Origin of the sequence: Duncaniella muricolitica (assembly GCF_910574735.1) — a bacterium.
In the GTDB taxonomy this organism is placed as follows: Bacteria; Bacteroidota; Bacteroidia; order Bacteroidales; family Muribaculaceae; genus Duncaniella; species Duncaniella muricolitica.
On sequence record NZ_CAJTCF010000007.1, the window covers coordinates 39,486 to 58,542 of the forward strand.

General features: G+C 54.2%; 11 protein-coding genes. 2 read left to right on the forward strand and 9 right to left on the reverse strand.

The genetic code is table 11. The features are described from left to right. Positions 1-100 precede the first annotated feature (100 nt). The 9 genes from QGT73_RS02785 to QGT73_RS02825 form a co-directional block, all read right to left on the reverse strand. Entirely contained in the window at positions 101-1,822 is a 1,722-nt protein-coding gene (locus QGT73_RS02785) for a glycosyl hydrolase (RefSeq protein ID WP_280121330.1), read from the reverse strand. 27 nt (positions 1,823-1,849) lie between these two features. Then, positions 1,850-4,195 carry a hypothetical protein gene (locus tag QGT73_RS02790; protein WP_280121331.1) on the reverse strand — a complete coding sequence of 782 codons (2,346 nt, stop codon included), beginning with the start codon at positions 4,193-4,195 and terminating at the stop codon, positions 1,850-1,852. 38 nt (positions 4,196-4,233) lie between these two features. Continuing rightward, complete coding sequence (locus QGT73_RS02795; protein ID WP_280121332.1) at positions 4,234-5,568, reverse strand: glycan-binding surface protein; 1,335 nt, start codon at positions 5,566-5,568, stop codon at positions 4,234-4,236. A gap of 39 nt (positions 5,569-5,607) precedes the next feature. Beyond that, positions 5,608-7,302, reverse strand: a complete 1,695-nt coding sequence (locus QGT73_RS02800) for a RagB/SusD family nutrient uptake outer membrane protein (protein WP_280121333.1) — start codon at positions 7,300-7,302, stop codon at positions 5,608-5,610. 21 nt (positions 7,303-7,323) lie between these two features. After that, positions 7,324-10,521 (reverse strand): SusC/RagA family TonB-linked outer membrane protein, encoded by a 3,198-nt coding sequence (locus tag QGT73_RS02805; RefSeq protein ID WP_280121334.1) that lies wholly within the window; start codon positions 10,519-10,521, stop codon positions 7,324-7,326. 377 nt (positions 10,522-10,898) lie between these two features. Continuing rightward, the gene (locus QGT73_RS02810; protein WP_280121335.1) at positions 10,899-12,164 is read right to left on the reverse strand and encodes a glycoside hydrolase 5 family protein; all 1,266 of its coding nucleotides are present in this window, start codon (positions 12,162-12,164) and stop codon (positions 10,899-10,901) included. 152 nt (positions 12,165-12,316) lie between these two features. Then, positions 12,317-13,750, reverse strand: coding sequence for a sialate O-acetylesterase (locus QGT73_RS02815; RefSeq protein ID WP_280121336.1), 1,434 nt, complete (start codon positions 13,748-13,750; stop codon positions 12,317-12,319). 49 nt (positions 13,751-13,799) lie between these two features. Then, positions 13,800-14,816 (reverse strand): glycoside hydrolase family 5 protein, encoded by a 1,017-nt coding sequence (locus QGT73_RS02820; protein WP_280121337.1) that lies wholly within the window; start codon positions 14,814-14,816, stop codon positions 13,800-13,802. Further along, positions 14,813-15,688: a helix-turn-helix domain-containing protein gene (locus tag QGT73_RS02825; RefSeq protein WP_123616037.1), complete on the reverse strand. Its 876-nt coding sequence runs from the start codon at positions 15,686-15,688 to the stop codon at positions 14,813-14,815. Before QGT73_RS02825 ends, QGT73_RS02820 begins: the two co-directional genes overlap by 4 nt. A 377-nt stretch (positions 15,689-16,065) precedes the next feature. Between QGT73_RS02825 and sppA the strand changes: the two genes are divergently transcribed. After that, on the forward strand, positions 16,066-17,847 hold the full coding sequence (sppA, locus tag QGT73_RS02830; protein WP_280121338.1) for a signal peptide peptidase SppA: 1,782 nt from the start codon (positions 16,066-16,068) through the stop codon (positions 17,845-17,847). Positions 17,848-17,913: 66 nt separating this feature from the next. Next, the gene (gene lpxK, locus QGT73_RS02835) at positions 17,914-19,014 is read left to right on the forward strand and encodes a tetraacyldisaccharide 4'-kinase (protein WP_123616039.1); all 1,101 of its coding nucleotides are present in this window, start codon (positions 17,914-17,916) and stop codon (positions 19,012-19,014) included. Positions 19,015-19,057: the final 43 nt, after the last annotated feature.

Consider the following 19,057-nt stretch of genomic DNA (forward strand, 5'->3'; position numbering starts at 1 on the left):
GAATATTCTGTTTGTTACAATTTATAAGGGGGTGGGAGAGGAGAGAGAGTGGTGAGAGCGGGCGGGTATCAGCCACCCGCTCCCTATATTTCAGTGGACTTTAGAGGCTAAAATCTCCACGGTTGAGCACTGCCGGATTGTTGAGCACCGTGCTCCACTCGTTGTTCTTGTTCCATGTCAGGAAGCCGGGGCCGTTGCCGTCCTGCTCATACCAGCCCATGAAGTAGCTCCAGAGACAGTTTTCGGTCAGTTGGGCCTCCACGTCGAGGAGATTGCCGGTCTCGGAGAGTGCAACAATCTTCTTGCCTTCGACAGCCTGGTTGATGAGAGCAAACTGGTCGGTCTGGTCAGAGAGCGCGTCGGCATAGATGTCGGCACCCACGATGTCGACATATTCGTCGCCCGGATAAGCCGACTTGACCTGAGCCACAGTCGCGAGTTTGCCTTCGTCGCTGGTCTGCATGGTCCACACCCATATAAGGTTGTTCAGACCATAATCATCGGTCAGAGTTCTGTAGAGCCACTTCCACAGGTCGTTGGTCACCTCGGGACCGCTGTTGCCCCACCAGAACCATGAGCCCCAGGTGAAGTCACCGCCGGCCTCGTGGAACGGACGGAACAGTACGGGAATATTGGCATCCTTCAGCAGCTTGAGATAGCCGGCGAGCTTGGCCACATCGGCGGTGGCTACGGCGTTTTCGCGAGTACCCGACACGAGCACCTTGCTTGCGTCAAAGCCCTTGAAACGCTGTGTGTCGCGGCATGTAAGGTCAAAGTATACGCCTGTCACGGTGTAATTCTGACCCGAAACGATTATACCGCTCTCCTTCACCTTGGCGGCAGCCTCGGCATTGAGACGTATCTTGTATTCGCCCGCAGCCTTTTCGGCATCGGTAAGGTCGAAATACTCGGTGGCCGGCATCAGAGCACTCCAGTCGCTGCCCTTGAGCGAGCCCTGGGCATCGGAGGCGGCGTCCTTGAATGTGACGCGTATCACAGTGCCGTCCTGAGCGTACTCCCAGATGTCCATTGCGAGGGGCACTTCTTCTTTGTCGAGGCGCATGTTTGACCAGCTTCCGATTTCATATTCGCCTGCCCACATCTGCATAGGCACATTCCAGTGCCATGTCACGGTGGGGATGCTGCCGGCATTCCATACGTTCTGCACGGGTGTGATGTCGCCATAGTCGATCCAGTTGGCGGGCGACGATGCGAGGTGGATGTAGTCAAAGCCTACGATGGCAGGGTATTTGCCGGCGGCATTGGCCACGAGGTCACTGAAAGCCGTGCCCCAGGCCACTTCGCCCATGGCACCCGAGAGCTGCTTCACGCCATAGTTCTCAAGCATGAAGCTGTAGAGCTTCTTGGCCTCGGCCGACGCATTGGGATTGACGGGCGAAGTCGCGATTTTGCTCTTGTCGAGAGCGGGAGCCGACTCGGCGTTGAAATTTATCACCACAGCGGGCGCAAAGGTCATCGCGTTGGGGGCGGTGATGGCGCGGGCGGGTATCTCGAATGTATAGGTCTTGCCCTTGGTGAGCGACACTTTCGACTCGAGAGTATTGCCGTCGACAATCGAAGTCTCGACAGGCTCGCCGTTGAGGGTCACCGATACAGCCTGATTGAGTATGATCGGGCGGTCGTAGGTCACAGAGATGACATCAGTGGTCACGCTCACCGTCTCACCCTCGGTCACCGACATCGAGGTGGCGGCTATCTCGTAGGGCGACGGCTCGTCCCACTCGGGCTTGTGGTCGTCATCACAGGCCACCAGAAAGGTGGCGAGTGATGCGGCCATGAATAGATATTTTATCTTGTTCATAGATTTTTGCATTGGTTGTGTGGGGGATTATTCAATGGTAATCTTGGTGAGGATAATACCGTTGGCCTGGATGATGAGACCGCCCTTGTTGACGAGCGCGTCGATGTCGGCGTCGGTAAGAGTGATTGACAGTGAGCCGGAGCCGGTCACACATTCCTGATACTCGGCGGGCGAGCCGGGGAGCATGGCCCATCCTTCACCCATGCCGAATTTCAGCTTGGGATCATCATCACCGTTGAGGGTGTAGTAAGCGCGGAGCACCTGACCGGCTTTCCATGACTGGAACATGGGGGGCAGATTGCTGTCCCAGGCGAGACCCTGGAAGCCGCCATATCCTGTCACGACTTCATTGCCTTCCCATATTACAGTCTCCATCGAGCGTTCCCACTCGATGTGCACTTTGCTTACCACAGTGCCTTCGCCCTGGATTACCATGGCTGTCTCTGACCATCCGTCGTTGGTGGTGAGGATACGGTCGAGGACATCGGCTGTGAGTTCATATGCTACGAGAGTCTCGCTCTGGTCGGGTACGAGCATCTCCATCTGGCCCCAGTTGGCATCGTTGATCTGTATCTGGGTGTAGGCGTATGAATTGACGTGGAATACGAGTTTCGCTCCTGCGGGCACATCCTTGAACGAGTCCTTGTAGAGTCGGAATGTACCGCCGTCACCCTCGCCGGCCCAAGAGCCGAGGTCGCGTACTTCGTTCATGATTACATTCTCCACATGTGTCGCGGGGATGAATGCCATCTCATAGGTGATGGAGCCGTTTGACGACACGAGAGTCACCTGAGCGGTCGAGCCTACATTGTCAGGCACGAGGATGATGAGATTGGTGCCCTGGAGTATGTGCTGGGTCTTGGTGCCGTTGATCTGCACCTCGGTCAGAAGCGATTCGTTGGCGATGGGGAGAGTGAAAGTCTCGCCGGCATTGATTTCGGCATCCTCGGCAGGAAGCTCGGTAGCGTAGGCACACTCGGGTGCGGTCAGCTCGATGGCGGGAGCCTCGATCTGCTCGCCGTTGCTGAGCTCGAGAGTCACTGTGTTGCTGCCGGCCTGGAGAGTGGCGGGTACACTGATGCTGAATGATGTGGCCGACGGAGTCGTCACCTCTACGGCTGTCGAGCCGGCAAAGATAATCTTCACGACATTCTGGAGATTCTTGCCGTTGACGGTAAGCTGGCCTGCAAGAGCTGCGGGAGCAGGATTATAGGCCACGTTCTCGGGCTGGAGAGTCTTGACAGCTACGGCCACCGACATGCCTGAGCCGGTGTTGAGCATCACGTCGCCGCTCTGAGTGCCGGCGGGCACCTTGACGGTGATTTCGGTCGCGCTCTTGGTGGCGGGCTCTACTGCATCGGCCACTCCGGGGAATGTCACGTCGGTCACAAGCTCCATATTGATGCCTTTGAACTTGATTACGTCCTCGGCCCAGATGTTATCGGCCGGCTCGGCCACAACCTCTTCGGGAAGGGCTACACCGATAGTGGCTGCTGCGACTTTGACGCCCGAGGCGGGTATCATCACTACTGAGCCGTTCTCGGTATTGGCGGGGAGGGAGAATGAGATTTCGCTGTTGGCTGCATCGTAGGTAAACTCTACCTCACCTGCGCCGGGCACCTCTACGCTCTTCACCAGGTCGAGGTCGTTACCCTTGATGGTCACGGTCTCGCCGGGCTTCTTGTTGTCGAGGCTCACCACGTTGCTCACAGCGGGGAGCACCACCTGGAGCTCTTCCTCGCTTTTGATTACGTTAGGTATAGGCTCGGCTCCGTCGCTGAACTCGAGCACGCCCGACTTGGCCTCGGCGGGCACAGTGAGCGACAGCTCGTCACGCTTCTGGCTGATGAAGTCGGCCTTGTCGACATAGATGCCGCCGGGATAGTTCTCCTTGTCAAAGATGCTTTCGTCATACGCGAAAGTCACGCGTGAGATGAGGTTGAGATAGTCACCCTTGATGGTGAGTGTCGCGCCGGGCTTGACGGGCGAGGGGAGCATCGACTCGATGACGATAGGCTCGGTGTAGGAGAGCATAGTCAGAGTGGTGATGTCTCCGCCGGCATGATGGAGCACCAGTTTGCCGGGCTCGGCGTCCTGAGGTACGGTGATACGTATCTCCTCCGACGAAATCACGCGTATGTCGGTGATGTCGGATGTGCCGGGGATGGAGATGGAGTTGATCTGGTCCATGCCCGAGCCGAGAAACCTGAGTTCACCGCCGCGCATTACGGGCGACGGGCCCCATACGTTGAGGCTTACGCCCCCTTTGTATTGCTGTGTGTCGAAGTCGTCGTTCTCGCATGAGGTCAGCGCGGGGAGCATGAACGCCATGCACAATAAGAGCAGACTCGAAAGATTGAATATTTTTTTCATGTTGCTTGTAGTCTCTAAAATTTTACCGTGTTGACACTTTAGTTGGGAACGACGCGGATGTTGTCAAACTTGAATACGGGCTGACAGTCTACACCGGTCTTGCCGCCGGCTACAACGAATATCATGAGCGATGCGAAGTCCTCCTTCGAGCCGAGGAACTTGTCGGCACCCGTGCCGTTGTGTCCGTATACAAAGTCCTTGATGGGGAATGACACTGTCACCCACTCACCGTTGGTGTGATAAGCCTCGGTATCGCTCCAGGGTATCCAGAGGCCGCGGGCCAGGCCCTCGTTGTCGCCCTGGAAGTAAGTGTTGTTACATCCGGCTACATTGTTGCCAAACTCATCGAGACCGGCGTTACCGAACGAAACCTTGTCGGTGCCGGCAAAGATAAACTGCATGGCTCCTGCCTGCCAGGGATTCTCGGCGGGAATGTTGATCTCAAATTTCAGACACTTGTTGTTGAAGTCGCTGAAGTCGGCAATGTCAAAGAGACGGTCGCCGATACCTGCTGGATAGGTCACGGGGTCGGTCCATGCTCCGGGCCAATATTCGAAAGCAAAGTTGGAGTCATCCCAGCCACCGTCGGCCGACATGGTCACCTTGTTGGCGTTGAGCATCATGTATTTTCCCGAGATGCTTGAGTCATCGGTCATGAAAGTCGGTGCGTGCCACCACTGGCCGTTAGAGCCGAAGCCTGTGGGTGAATCGAAGTCAAACAACATGCCGCGGGTGTCCATGTAGCGGAATGAGCTTGAGCCTTCGCCATAGATTGAAGCCATGGTCACAGGACCCTCGACGGCTCCGTCGGGCACTACGACAGATACTTCTTCCTCTGACAGCGACTTGATTTCAGCGGGTATGCCGCCGGGGAATGTCACAGTGAACGGAACATTGGGATCATCGGCAAAATACGCGCCCTTGAAAGTAACGGTTTCGCCTGCCTTGGCATATTCACACGACATGTTGTCGATGCGCGGTGCGGGAACGATTACGTTGAACGGATAGTTGACCTCCATGCCTGTCGAGGTGATGAAGCGGGCGGTGTTGTTGACCTCGGCTGGTATGAGATTGGGTATATCCACTATTATGGTGTGGCTTGTGACCATGGTGGGGTTGAGTTTGGCCTTCTGGTCGTTGAACCATACCTGCTGCACGTCACCGAGATTGTCGCCCACAAATGCCAGGCGGGTGCCGAGGCTGGCACTTACTACGAGTGAGTCGGCCTTGTCGCTGTCACACATGCGTGCATACTTGATGACAGGTGCTGAGCCGCGGTCTTTCTCGGCGTCAGTCTCGCTGCACGAGGCAAGCGAGCCGGCTATGAGAAGCCCTGCCGCGTTCAGTAATATGTATTTATATGATTTTCTCATGATGTTTTCAGAATGTGTTTGTTCAGTGAAAAGACTTTATTAATCACCGTAGTAGCTTACCGGAGCTCCGAGAAGCGCGGGTGAAGTCGAGGTCACGGCTGCGGGGATGGGGGCTACAAACGAGCTTACTGACAGATTGATGTTGTCATACTGGCCGCCGTCGGCGGTGTTGTCGACAATCTTGTAGACCGAGAGGTCATTCTCGTTGGTCTTGTCGATGGTCGGATTGTTTTCGTAGTCTCCGATATACATGGCCGCACGGTTCAGGCCTGTGCCGTAGCCATTGTTGAGCAGCTCGAGGGCGGCTGCATCACCCTCGCGATAGCGGTAACGCTGGGTGTCAAACCATGTCTGGCTCTCAAAGGCAAACTCGCGGCGACGCTCTTTGAGCAGTTCCACATAAGTTACCGAGGAGGCTTCTGTGACACCTGCGCGCTGGCGCACCATGTTGTAATACTTCATGGCTGTGGGGTCGGATGTCGACGATGCTGTGCCCATCTTGGCCTCTACATAGGTGAGATATACGTCGGCCAGACGCATGAGATAAATATTGTTGGCTGCGTCCTGGTTGATGCCTACATTGCCGTTGCAGTCGGCACCCTTGCCTATGATATACTTCTTGATATGGGCGAGCATCTCGTTCTTGTCCTCAAGCACATCGCCTGAGTCGTCGCGGCTTACATAATTGTAAGTGTAACCGCCGCCGGCGCGGTTGAGCATGGGATAATAGTCACCGTTGGTCATGTAGGTCCACATGCGACGCTTGTCGTTGAGGTCATACATCTTCTGGAGCGAGAGGGTGGGACCCTTGCCTGCACCCCAGGTCTGGTCGGCGATTACCGACGAGCGTGACCATGCCACATTGCGGGCGTTGCCGTAGGAATAGCCCTGCACGGCACACTGGATGGCGAGTATTGACTCGGGACCGTTGTTGGCCTCGACGTCAAAGAGTGTCGAGAAGTCGATGTCGGTCAGAGCCTGTGTGTTTTCGATTACGTAGAGAGCGTCCTCGGCTGCCTTGGCATAGAGAGCCTCGCGGTCATAGCCATAGTCGGTGTGGGCTGCCATGGTGACGGCGAGCTTGGCGCGGAGAGCACGGGCCTTGCGGCTGTCAAGACGATAGGCATCCTCATCGCTCTCTGGCAGATTGGCTACTGCAAAGTCGAGGTCTTCCATGGCAAAGCGGTATACGCTTTCCTGAGTGTTGCGGGGAAGGTCGAAGTTGCCGTCCATAATGGTCTTGGTGTTGTTGGCCATCACGGGCACGTCATGCCATACCTCGGCAAGCATGTAGTGGCAGTAGCCGCGCATCGCGCGAGCCTCGGCAACCGCACGGTTGATGTCGGCCGGGGTGATGGAGCCGCTGCACACGGGCGGGATGTCGTTGATTATGGAGTTGGCAAAAAGGATTACGTTATAGAGGCCTTTCCATCCCTCGTTGAGATAGGGGTTGACCGCGGTGTAGGTACCGAAATACCACTGACCCTCGTCGGAATAGGTATAGTAGATGTCACCGTTGATCATGTCCATCTTCCACTGGAAGTTCATGTGGAAGTTGCTCCATGTCTTGGATGCATACAGAGTCATCGTTGTGCTCCGCAGGGCTGAAGGAGTCGTATAATAGTTCTCCAGCACAGGCTTGTCAATAGGGTCGACGGTAAGGAAGTCGTTGCATGACACAAGCGAGCCTCCGAGCACCAACGCCACTGCTGAAGTCTTGAATATATTTTTCATTTCGTTGTTAGTCTTGATGGTTTAGAAAGAGAGATTGAGACCTACGGTGTAGGTGCGGGGAGTGGGATAGCGGCCGCGGTCGATGTTCTGGAGGAGTGAGCTCTGGTTGAAGGCACCGATTTCGGGGTCATAACCGCTATACTTGGTGAAGGTGTAGACGTTCTGGACGTTTACATAGAATTTGGCATTCTGGAGGAATGCTTTCTTGGCCCACTTGGAGGGGAGGTTGTAGCTCAGCGAGATGTTCTGGATGCGGAGATACGAGCCGTCCTCGATCCAGCGGTCGCTCATGCGCTGGTTGCCGTTTGAGTCGAGGTTGGAGAAGCGGGGCATACCGTTGTGACCGTCGGCGAGCTGCAGGTTGGAGATGTCATCGCCTCCGTTGGGATCGATTTTCACGGCCTGTGCGCGGTCGAGCACGCTTACAGCCTGATTGTCCCATATGGAGCTGAGACCCTCGGTGCGATAGCGGGCCCAGTTGAGCACGTCACCGCCTACCTGACCGGTAAGACCGATGTTGAGCTCCCAGTCCTTATATGTAAAGGTGTTGGTGAAGCCGAAGGTCAGATCGGGGTTGGGGTCGCCGATAATGGTCTGGTCGGCATCGTTGATGATACCGTCGCCGTTGAGGTCTTTGAACTTGAGGTCGCCGATCCATGCGCCTGAGGTCTTGTCGATTTTGTTGGCATAGGGATCTGAGCCGCCGGTCTGTGTGGCGTGGCTGAGGATGTCGGCTTCGTTGCGGAAGAGACCCTCGGTCACATAGCCGTAGAACACGCCCATCGGCTGGCCTACCTTAAACATTGACACTGTCTGGAAAGGTGCATACCAGTCTACGTTGCCATAGATGATCTGCGAGTCATCGTTGAGGGCCACAATCTTGTTTTTGTTGTGCGAGAGAGTCAGTGACGAGTTCCAGAGGAAGTTTTTGGTCACTACGGGACGGGCGTTGATCTGGAGGTCGATACCGGTATTGCGTGTCTGACCGATATTGGCATAGGGTGTCTGGATAGTACCCCAGTCGTTAGTGGCGATGTGTCCGGGGGTGAACACCTGCATGAGCAGGCCGTCGGTCTGTTTGCGATACACGTCAAGAGTGATTTCGAGACGGTTGTTGAACGCTGCGAAGTCGATACCGCCGTTATACTGCTCCGAAGCCTCCCACATAAGGTCGGGATTGGAGAGGTTGAGGGGGAAGAATGCTGTGCCGTGGGGTGTGAGCATTGTCTGCATCGCCGAGCCGTAGCGATAAGTGTCGATGTTGGAGTTACCTACCTTACCATAGCCGAGACGCACCTTGAGGTTGTCGAGCCAGCTTACATCCTGGAGGAATTTCTCCTGTGAGGCGCGCCATGCGAGTGCCACCGAGGGGAATGAGCCCCATTTGTGGTTGGAGCCGAATTTGCTCGAACCGTCGCGACGTATGGTAGCGGTGAGGAGGTAACGGTTGTCGAAACCATAGTTGAGTCGGGCGAATATCGAAGCAGTGGTGCTGGCGTCGGCCCATCCGGTGTTTGATACAAATTCACCGTCCTCGCCCATGATGTTGATGTCATCGCGGGTGAAGTTTTTCTTGATGAACTGTGTGCCGTTCCAAGAGCTCTTTGAGGCCTCGAAACCTGCCATGATTGTAACGTCGTGCTTGTCGAGGAATTTCTGATTGTAGGTGATATAGTCCTTCTGCATCCAGTAGAAGTTGTGGTCTTCGCGCTGCATCATCTGGTTGATGTCGTTTGACACGAGGCCGAACTGATAGCGTGGAATAAACGACTTGTTCTGGTTCTGCGAAGCGTCAAACGCATACTCCGCGCGGAAAGTGAAGTGCTTCAGGAAGTCCGCGCTTACATAGAAGTTACCGGTGATTTTCTGACGGAGCAGAGTGTTGTTGGTCATGAGAGCGAGAGCCACGGGGTTCCAGGTCGAAGCACCGTTTACGGTGTTGGGGCCTGCCCAGTTGCCGTCAAAGTCGCGCACGGGCACCGAAGGCATCATGGTCATGGCCTGCATGATTACGCCGTCCGAGCCGTCGTTGCGGGTAATGGTCTCGTCAGTGCGGGTGTAGGCGAGCGCGCCACCCATTTTGAGCCAGCTTGTGAAGTTGTTGTCGATATTGAATCGGCTGTTGAATCGGGTGAAGTCCGAGCCGATGATTGTACCTTCCTGTTTCATCCAGCCGCCGCTCATCGAGTAGACGGTCTTTTCGTTACCGCCGGTCATGCTGAGCTGGTGGTTCTGCATGAATGCTGTGCGGAATATCTCGTCCTGCCAGTCGGTGCCTTTGCCCAGGAGTGATATGTCGCTGTAGGTCATGTCGAATTTGTCCTTTGTGAAGACTCCTTCGTTGAGGAGCTGCTGCTGATAGGTGGCATACTCGCGCAGGTTCATCATGTCGAGCTTCTTGGCCACCTGCTGCCATGCCACATAACCGTCATAGGTGATGTTGGTGTGGCCGGCCGAGCCGCGGCGAGTGGTCACGAGCACTACGCCGTTGGCACCTGCCGCACCATAGATGGCACAGGCCGAGGCGTCCTTGAGCACGTCGATGCTCACGATGTCGGAGGGGGCGATTGCTGCGAGAGGATTGACGGTGGTCTGTCCGTTTGTACCGCCGGCCCAGTCAAAGCCGCCGATGCTGTTGCTGCCGCTCATGGGCACACCGTCGATTACATAGAGAGGTTCGTTGGACGAGTTGAGTGAGCTCGCACCGCGGATACGTACGGATGTCGCACCGCCGGGGGCTCCTGAGTTCTGGGTCACCTGCACACCGGCCACTTTGCCCTGAAGCATCTGGTCGGCATTGGTCACGATGCTCTGCTTCATCTGCTCCTCGGAGATTCGTGCTACCGAACCTGTGATGTCAGATTTGCGCTGAGTGCCGTAGCCTACGACTACGACCTCCTCGAGCAGCTCGGTGTCGTCCTGAAGCACGATAGTCACTTCAGTACGTCCGTCGAGAGCCACTTCCTGCGACTTCATGCCTACGTATGACACGAGCAGAGTGGCTTTGGCCGATTTCACTTTGAGAGAGAAGTCGCCGTCGATGCCTGTAGCGGTGCCGTTGGCAGTGTTTCCCTTCTCTTGCACTGTCGCGCCGATAAGCGGTTCGCCCGACTTATCCTGCACGATTCCTGTCACTGAGACCTGCGCCGTGGCACTAAGCACGAAGCATAGCAGCACTGCCGTCAGCAGACCTCGAAGGTCGGAAATTTTTCTTTTCATTATAGCAATTTTAAGGTAATGGGTAATTGATTAGCTTTGATTGAAGTGATTTGTTGTTGTATAAATAACGATAAGTGTTTGGTTTTAAGGTTTGTTATTATAATATTGTTGTTGCAAATTTAGTGCAAACATTTTGGATAAAATGATATTATTTTATCCAAAAGTTGCATGAGCCAAGTAGAGGGAATATGTTGTTTAACATGTGTGCTACGTGTCTATGCAGGTGTGTAGTTACAGAGGGGGGAGGAGGCGGTGTGTCGCCTGTGTGGGAATTGATGTATACAGTCGTGTGGGGGAGAGAATGTGGTCGGTCAGGGGTGTCGGTCATGCGGGGACGGGATGACCCGCCCCTGCATGGCGATTGTTATCGGGAAGGATTAAATCCTGCCGGTGGCGCGCTTGATGATTTCTATGGTTGTGGAGTCGGAGGCAAACACCGAGTTGAGACCCTGGGGTTCCTGAGCGGGATCGCCCGTGTAGTCATCGCCGGCTTGCCAGGTGGTGTGGGCCGGATTGGCCAGGCCACCCCATCCCCAGAAGTTCAGGCCTGCGATTTTGCCGCCGTCGATTACCTCGTCAAATACGTGGGCGTAATAGGTGTCACGTCCGTTGACTGCCGAGCCTTTGGCTGTGGCCATCGCGTCGCGCGGATAGCCGAACTCTTCGAGCACGATAGGCTTCATCATTGCTCCGCTGTCAACGAGAGCTTTGTAGAGGGCGTCATAGTGCTGTGAGATGTATTCGTCGGTCTTGGCACAAGCCACTGCCACACTGTCGTTGACAGTCTCGGCTGTGATCCAGCTCCAGTTGTAGGGCCATATGTGTATGGTGGCATAGTCTACGTCGGGATAGCTGTGTATCTCTTTCCACAGGTCGATGTCACCTTCACATCCGTTGTAGCCCTCGCTGCCCACCGACACCAGATGGTTAGGGTCGATGCTCTTGATGAGCGCGGCGGTCTCGGCTATCCATTCCGAGAAGGCGTGTTTGCTCTCGTCGGCAAACGGGCGCGGCTCGTTGGCTATCTGCCACGACATGATGGCGGGCGAGTCGGCATAGCGGCGGCCGGTGATGGAGTTGACACGGCCTACGATTTTGCTTACGTGTTTGGCGGCAAGTTCCTTGGCTGTCTCGTTGCGCACAAACTGTGACGCATATTTCACATAGGCGGGATAGCCGTCGTGAGCGGGATTGACAGCCTTGCCGGCTCCGGCCCATTCGAGATAGGTGCCGAATCCGCCGCTCCATTCCCATGCGTTGTTGAGATAGAGCACAGCTTTCATGTCGCGCTTTTCAAGCTGGTCAAGCAGGTAGTCAAGGCCCTGGAGCAGAGTGTCGTTATAGACTCCGGGAGCAGTCTGAAGGGTAGGGGAGATGTGTGATGCGAGTCCCTCCTCGCCCTCGCCGCCGACGAGTATGCGCAGGTTGGTTATGCCGAGACTCTTGAGCGAGTCAAGTTCGCGGGCCAGACGGTCACGGTTGCCTCCGCGCCCTTCTGAGGCGAGGATGGTGCCATACCAGAAGTTGGTGCCGATGTAGCGATATATGCTGTCGCCGAGATAAAAGTTTCCGTTGTTGACGGTTACGTAGGGCGACGGTGCTTTGCCCTTGGGGCCGGAGCATGCTCCTATAATGGCAAGCATTATAAACAGTGGTATAAAAAGACGGTTGCGCATAATGGATTTAAATATAGGATACTGTTTATATAATGCATGTGCACAGTATTTGGTTTTGTTAAAATCCATGAAACTCTTTAAACTTTATAAACTTTTTTGACTCTATAAACTCTCAAAATTCACTCCCAGTCATCGGTGCGGAACGGCACGAGCGGCAGTCCGAGCATGTCTTTCAGTTTGCCGGGGGCAAAATTTCTGAAGCAGTATCTTACGGCCTTGATGTCGCTGACCTCGGGCGAGGAGACTGTTATGGTAAACTTGTCCCAGTCCTCGACGGCTTTTGCCGGATGAAACACCTTGTCCTCTCCGGCCACTTCAAAACCTTCGATGTCGCGGTTGGGGTTGAGGCCGCCATAAGCGTTGTCGAAAGTCAGCACTGCCTTGTCGCCCTGATAGTCCACAGACTTGAATGTAGGATATTGTGTATGTATCCCCTCCACTCCATAAGTCTTTGCAGCCGCGAGAAAAGCCAGACGTTCGCCTATCGGTTTTTTCTGCGAAGCGTGCACATCCTCCAGTTCATGGGGATATATAAGGTCGGTGGTGCATACAATGCCTGTGTTGGGAATCATGGCTGCCGCTTTGTGCTGACATTCGCGGAAGCGTGCGGCGTGGTCGCCCTGCGGGTCGCCATAGCTCCACGGCGGCATCTCCACGAAGTAAAACGGCAGGTCGGGATTGCCCCATTCGTTGCGCCAGAGTTGCACCAGATCCTTCTTGTGTGAGGGATATTCGTTGTGAAGTCCGACGTTCGATTCGCCCTGATTCCAGAGAAATCCTTTGATGGTGTATCCTGCCAGCGGATGGAGCATGCCGTTGTAAAGCACTCCTATACGGTGCCAGGGGTCGACGGTTTTTGCACCGCTACGTTCGGCTTCCATGTCATAGCCCGGATATGTGTCGAGCATCTCCTTTGGAAGCCAGCTCTCGAGTTTGGAGCCTCCGTAGGCACAGTTGATAATGCCCACAGGGGTGTTGATGATGTCGGAGAGCGAACGGGCAAAGAAGTAGGCGAGAGCCGAAAACTCGGCGGCTTTTGCCGGCGATGATACGTTCCATTTTCCCTCCACACGCTCCGGCTTATCATATTCCTGGCGTTTGGGCACATTGGCCATGCGTATATGTGGATATTTGCCCGAGTATGCTATAGCCTCGCCGGCACCTTCGATGGGCTGTATGCCGAATCCTCTGAGCGGCATCTCCATGTTGGACTGTCCCGAGCAGAACCACACCTCGCCTATGAGCACGTTTGATATCGTCTTGGGTGATTCGCCGTCGTCAAATGTCACTGTCCATGGCGTGAACGAGGCTTCGGGGGTGTCGACGTTGACATCCCAGCGGCCGGTCTTGCTGTCGGCCTTGGCGGTATAGCTCTTGCCGTCCCACGACGGGGTCACCGTGACTTTGCGTCCCGGTTTGGCCCAGCCCCATAGTCTGGCTTTGGTGTTTTGCTGGAGCACGGCATTATCGCTGATAATGTCAGGAAGCTCTACGGCCTGGACCGACAGTGCGGCAAGAGTCATACTCACGGCTGCAAGTGATATTTTTTTCATAGATAGCAGTTTAAACTGTTAGCTCTATAAACTCTATAAACTTTGTCGACTACAAGGAATTACGCTCTCTGATAGTCTTTTTGGCCAGCTTGGCCCATTCCTTCAGGTCATCGTCGGTCCACTGCGAGCCGTCGTCAGAGGCTGTCGGCATGATCATCGAGCAGCTTTCATCCTTGTCGGCGATGTCCCACATGAGCACCGACACCTTGTGGTCGTTGGCCCAGTCCATCCAGGCTTGCCATGACTCATAGTCGATGGGGCCGTCGCCGGTGTGGTCCATTGAGCCACATTCCGAGATGATGAGCGGCAGACCGGCTTCGATGGCCTTGGTGGCTTTATCGCGGTTCCAGTCCTTGTGGGTGCCCGCATAGTAGTGGAGTGAGTAGAGCAGGTTGGGCGAGTCGATTGGGCTTTGGGCTGCCACATCTACCTCCTGATCCCATTTAGGGGTGCCCACTATGATTACCGCTCCCGGAGCATTGGCACGGATTACAGGTATCACTTCGGCGGCATAATCCTTTATTTCCTGCCACTGGATGTCAAGAGGCTCGTTCCATATCTCGTAGAGGATATTGGGTGTGTCGCCATATTTCTCAGTAATGACAGAGAAAAATTTCTTGGCGTTTTCGAGCGTATTGTTGTGCGAGTGCCAGTCACATATTATATACATGTCATTTTCGATAGCGGCGTCAATGGCAGCCATTGCCAGATTGACAGCGTTGGCCGAGTCGGCTTCAAACGAGTTGACACAGTCGCCGCTGGCATGCGCGCCTATTGCGGCGCGGGTGATATTGGCACCCCAGTCTTCTTTGAGAGCTTTGATGGTGCCGGAGTTGTAGAATCGTCCCCAGTTGGAGTGCCATCCGAGCGACGGACCTGTGAGCACTACAGTGTCGCCGGCGGCGTTGAGCAGGGCTGTACCTTCGACGTGGAGAGGTGTTACAAATGTGGTTGCGGTCGAGTCGTCCTGAGCCTGGCCGGCTGACGATGCGTTGCCGCGACATGAACCGAGTGTTGTGGAGGCCATTGCGGCACACAGCAGAATTGATGCAATAGATGTTTTCATATTAAGGCTTTGTGGTGCTGATATATGTCTCGGAATACTTTGGGCGAGTTGCCTTTCTTCTTTTTAAAGATGCGGTTGAAGTTTGATATGTTGTTAAATCCACATTCATAGCATATCTCGGCCACCGATGTCGTCGAGTCGACGAGTGCTCGTGTGGCATGCCCGAGGCGTATGTCTATGAGGTAGTCCGATATGGAGCGACCCGTGCGCAGTTTGAAAAAACGGCTGAAGGCCGTAGGGGTCATCCCAACGAGAGCCGCGAGGTCGGCCAGGCGTATCTCTTCTTTATAATGGGTGTTGATGTATTCTTGTACTTTCGTGACGCGACGGCTGTCACCGGTGGGGCGGTGGGAGGCAAACGACGATGAGGACAGCACTCTGTATTCGCCGCTCTCCGCAAGCTCGTGGAGTATGGCCATAAGTTCGAGCATGCGGAAGAATCCCACTTCGGTACGCGTCAGATTGTCAAGACGGTTAAACACTTTCATGATGGCGTTGGAATTGAACGCGATGCCGTTGGCACACAGTTGAAGCATACGTCTGATGCTTGAGAGCTGGGTTTTGGCAAGGAGCGATTCTCCGAATAGGTCATGTGAAAATTGTATCGTTATCTCGCGTATCTTGTCATTGGTGCATTGATGCTGCTCCCAGCCGTGTTCTATGCCGTTGCCTACGAGCACGAGGTCATATTCTCCGAGTGTTTCCATCGAATCACCCACCACACGACGTGCGCCTGCACATCCGGCCAGAAAGTTGAGTTCATACTCCTCATGGCGGTGTACGGGATATGTGAATCGGTCCTTGAGTCTGTCTATCAGATAGAAGCAGTCTTTTTCCGACAGCGGGGTGATTTCGGTGATAATCTTGTTCATGGCGGAAGATTGGGTGGAATAGAATTAATGATTTGTACTGGTAGATGTGTATTTAGGTAATGGACTGCTGACAATGACTCATTGCTGAGAAAAGTCTGTACAAATATATGATTTTATTTTTACATATTGATAATTTCCGCAAAGATTTGGCCATAATTGATGATATTTAGCATTTATTTGTTAAAATAGTATCATTTTGGATTATAAAATAGCATGCGCAGACACTTTTCTGTAAGTTCCGCTCACGCACAAAGAGGACTGATGGCATACACCTATTTATAAATAGTCAGCGAATTATTTGTTTATCAGACGGAGTTGTGTTACTTTTGTGCTTTATTAGGAATAAAGGCCAATTCTACATTCCATCGGTTTTCGACATGAAAAAATTTTTACTATCATTCCTCGGCACTCTTGCCGGCATATGGTTTTCGCTTTTTCTCGCATTCTTCGGTCTTCTCCTTGTGGTCGCGGCCGCAGGCGTCGCATCGCTCGGCAACGGCAAGACTGTGAATGTTGATAGTCATAGTTACCTTGAAATCACACTTGTCGGAGAGGTTGCCGACCGCCCCGGCCGCATCGACCCCATAGGCATCATCCGTGGCGAGGATAACCGCGCTCAGGGTGTCAACGAGATTGTCGGAGCCATAGGTGCCGCTGCCTTTGACGACCGTATCGACGGCATTGTCATCGACTGTCGTGGCTCGGAGATGGGACTCGCCCGCCGTCAGGCCATTGTCGAGGCCCTGTATCGTTTCAAGGCCGATGCTCCCGGCAAATGGATTTACTCTTATGCCGACATGTACACCCAGGGCGATTATTACATCGCTACGGCCGCCGACTCAGTGTTCATCAATCCTATAGGACAGGTGTTCATTCATGGACTCTCCACTACAGGACTGTATTTCAAAAATATGCTTGGCAAACTCGGCGTGCAGATGCAGGTCGTGAAGGTCGGTACCTACAAGAGTGCCGTTGAGCCTTATATACTCACCGGCATCAGTGAGCCTGCTCGCGAGCAGCAGCAGCTTTTCCTCTCCAATATGTGGAGCAGTGTCACGAGCTATATAGCCGGAGCTCGCGGTGTCATGCAGGATGATGTGAAAAATTGGGCCGACAGTGCCGTGTATGCCATGCCGACTGAAAAATATGTCGGAATGCACATTGTTGACCGTCTGATGTATCGTCACGAGTTTGACGAACTCCTTGTGTCACTCACTGACAAGAAAGATGTCAAGCATCTCTCACCCGTGACTCCGTCGGAGTATTGCTCCGTGCAGGATATTGACAAGAAAGGTGACGGCCGTGGTGCCACTATCGCCGTGCTCTATGCGTGCGGTGACATCACCGACGAGACCGGCGACGGCATTGTGGCGTCCAGACTCGTGCCCGAGATACTCGAGCTTGCCGAGGAAGACGACATTGACGGTCTCGTGATGTATGTCAATTCAGGCGGAGGCTCAGCCTTTGCCTCCGAGCAGATATGGGAGGCGTTGCAGCAGTGGAAATCGCTCACCGGCAAGCCGTTCTATGTATCTATGGCCGACTATGCCGCTTCGGGCGGATATTACATCTCCTGTGGTGCCGACCGTATATATGCCCAGCCTACCACCCTCACCGGCTCGATTGGCATTTTCGGACTCATCCCTGATTTGAGCGGACTTCTCAACAATAAGATTGGTGTCAGCACCTCTACCGTGTCGACCAATCCCGGTGCAGGCATGCCCGGAGTGCTTGAGCCGATGACGCCCGCTCAGAGAGCTGCCATGCAGGGATATGTCGAGCGAGGCTATGAACTGTTCACTTCACGTTGTGCCCAAGGCCGCGGCATGAGTCAGGACTCCATAAAAGCCATTGCCGAAGGGCGTGTGTGGGATGGAGCCGAGGCTCTGAAGCTCGGGCTTGTCGATGAGATAGGCGGACTGGACACAGCCGTGGCCGGCATGGCCCGTGAGCTTAATGCATCCACATGGACCATACGCAATTATCCCGAGACAAAGGAGAAATGGTATGACCTTCTTATCGAGGCGGGAGCCGATGTCAAGACCCGTATGATACGTGACGAGCTTGGCGAGATGGCTTCGATTTACGAGACCGTAGCCCGTGTCAAGGGCATGTCGCCCGTACAGGCACGTATGGAAATCATGAAGGTCGACATGTGATGTCCACCCTCGACATCCTATGGTGCATTAAGAATTATTTTTAACTACGTTATTTAATCAAACTCTATGGCACGTAATCGTCTGCTGTCAATGTTGCTGCTCTATCCGCTTTCACGCCTCTATGGCCTGGGAGTGGCTGTGCGCAACAAGATGTTTGAGCAGGGTATGCTCAGGCAGCAAGAGTTTAAGGTGCCGGTGGTTGTAGTCGGCAATATTGCCATGGGGGGCACCGGCAAGACTCCTCACGTCGAGTATATAGTCGAGGCCCTGATGGATAAATATAATATAGGTGTGCTTTCTCGCGGCTACAAGCGCGCTACCAAAGGATTTGTCCTTGCCACACCCCAGTCGCGCCCCGAGGACATAGGCGACGAGTCCTATCAGATATACCGCAAGTTTGGTCCGGAGATTACCGTGGCCGTGTGCGAGAAGCGTGTCGAAGGCATAAACCGTATGCTGGAGATTAATCCCAAAATCAGTCTGATATTGCTCGATGACGCTTTCCAGCACCGCTATGTCAAGCCGTCGGTGTCGATAGTGCTCACCGAGCACAACCGCCCGGTCTTTACTGACAGCCTGCTTCCTTATGGCCGTCTGCGCGAGCCGCGCGGTGCGCTCAACAGGGCCGATATTGTCGTTGTGACAAAATGTCCGCCCGATATGAAGCCGATGCAATACCGCATCTTTGAAGAGAATTTCAAACTCTTCCCGTTTCAGAAACTTTATTTCTCGCGCTATAATTACGGGCATCTCGTGCCGGTATTTCCCGAAGAGGCCGAGTCGATACCGTCGCTTGACACTCTTGTGCCGGGCACTCCGCTTCTTGTCATTACCGGCGTGGCCAATCCAAAGCCGTTTTCTCGTTTCTTAAGGCGTCGCAAGGCCAAGGTAAAGCTCAAGCGTTTTGCCGACCATCACAATTTCACCGCCTCCGACATGGCCGAGATAGAGCGTGAGTTCAACGCGCTCCCGGGCAATGACAAATTTATCGCCACCACCGAGAAGGATGCCGTAAGGCTCTTTAACAATCCCTATTTCCCCCACGCGCTCAAGAGCCGCATATTCTATGTGCCCATCAAGGTCGACTTCATTGACCGTGCGGGCGACGTGCCCTTTGAGCAGTGTGTCGAGAAAACCATACGCGACTCACGTTTGTTTAAATCTTAACTGCCTGAACAATGCGGTTTTGGGTTTGAAAACATCTGTTAAT

Coding starts and splice junctions, on each gene's coding strand:
- QGT73_RS02810 (WP_280121335.1), bottom strand. CDS start 12,164: ATGCTTGCCATTATAGGAGCATGCTCCGGCCCCAAGGGCAAAGCACCG.
- QGT73_RS02795 (WP_280121332.1), bottom strand. CDS start 5,568: ATGAGAAAATCATATAAATACATATTACTGAACGCGGCAGGGCTTCTC.
- QGT73_RS02790 (WP_280121331.1), bottom strand. CDS start 4,195: ATGAAAAAAATATTCAATCTTTCGAGTCTGCTCTTATTGTGCATGGCG.
- QGT73_RS02805 (WP_280121334.1), bottom strand. CDS start 10,521: ATGAAAAGAAAAATTTCCGACCTTCGAGGTCTGCTGACGGCAGTGCTG.
- QGT73_RS02800 (WP_280121333.1), bottom strand. CDS start 7,302: ATGAAAAATATATTCAAGACTTCAGCAGTGGCGTTGGTGCTCGGAGGC.
- QGT73_RS02820 (WP_280121337.1), bottom strand. CDS start 14,816: ATGAAAACATCTATTGCATCAATTCTGCTGTGTGCCGCAATGGCCTCC.
- sppA (WP_280121338.1), top strand. CDS start 16,066: ATGAAAAAATTTTTACTATCATTCCTCGGCACTCTTGCCGGCATATGG.
- QGT73_RS02815 (WP_280121336.1), bottom strand. CDS start 13,750: ATGAAAAAAATATCACTTGCAGCCGTGAGTATGACTCTTGCCGCACTG.
- QGT73_RS02825 (WP_123616037.1), bottom strand. CDS start 15,688: ATGAACAAGATTATCACCGAAATCACCCCGCTGTCGGAAAAAGACTGC.
- QGT73_RS02785 (WP_280121330.1), bottom strand. CDS start 1,822: ATGAACAAGATAAAATATCTATTCATGGCCGCATCACTCGCCACCTTT.
- lpxK (WP_123616039.1), top strand. CDS start 17,914: ATGGCACGTAATCGTCTGCTGTCAATGTTGCTGCTCTATCCGCTTTCA.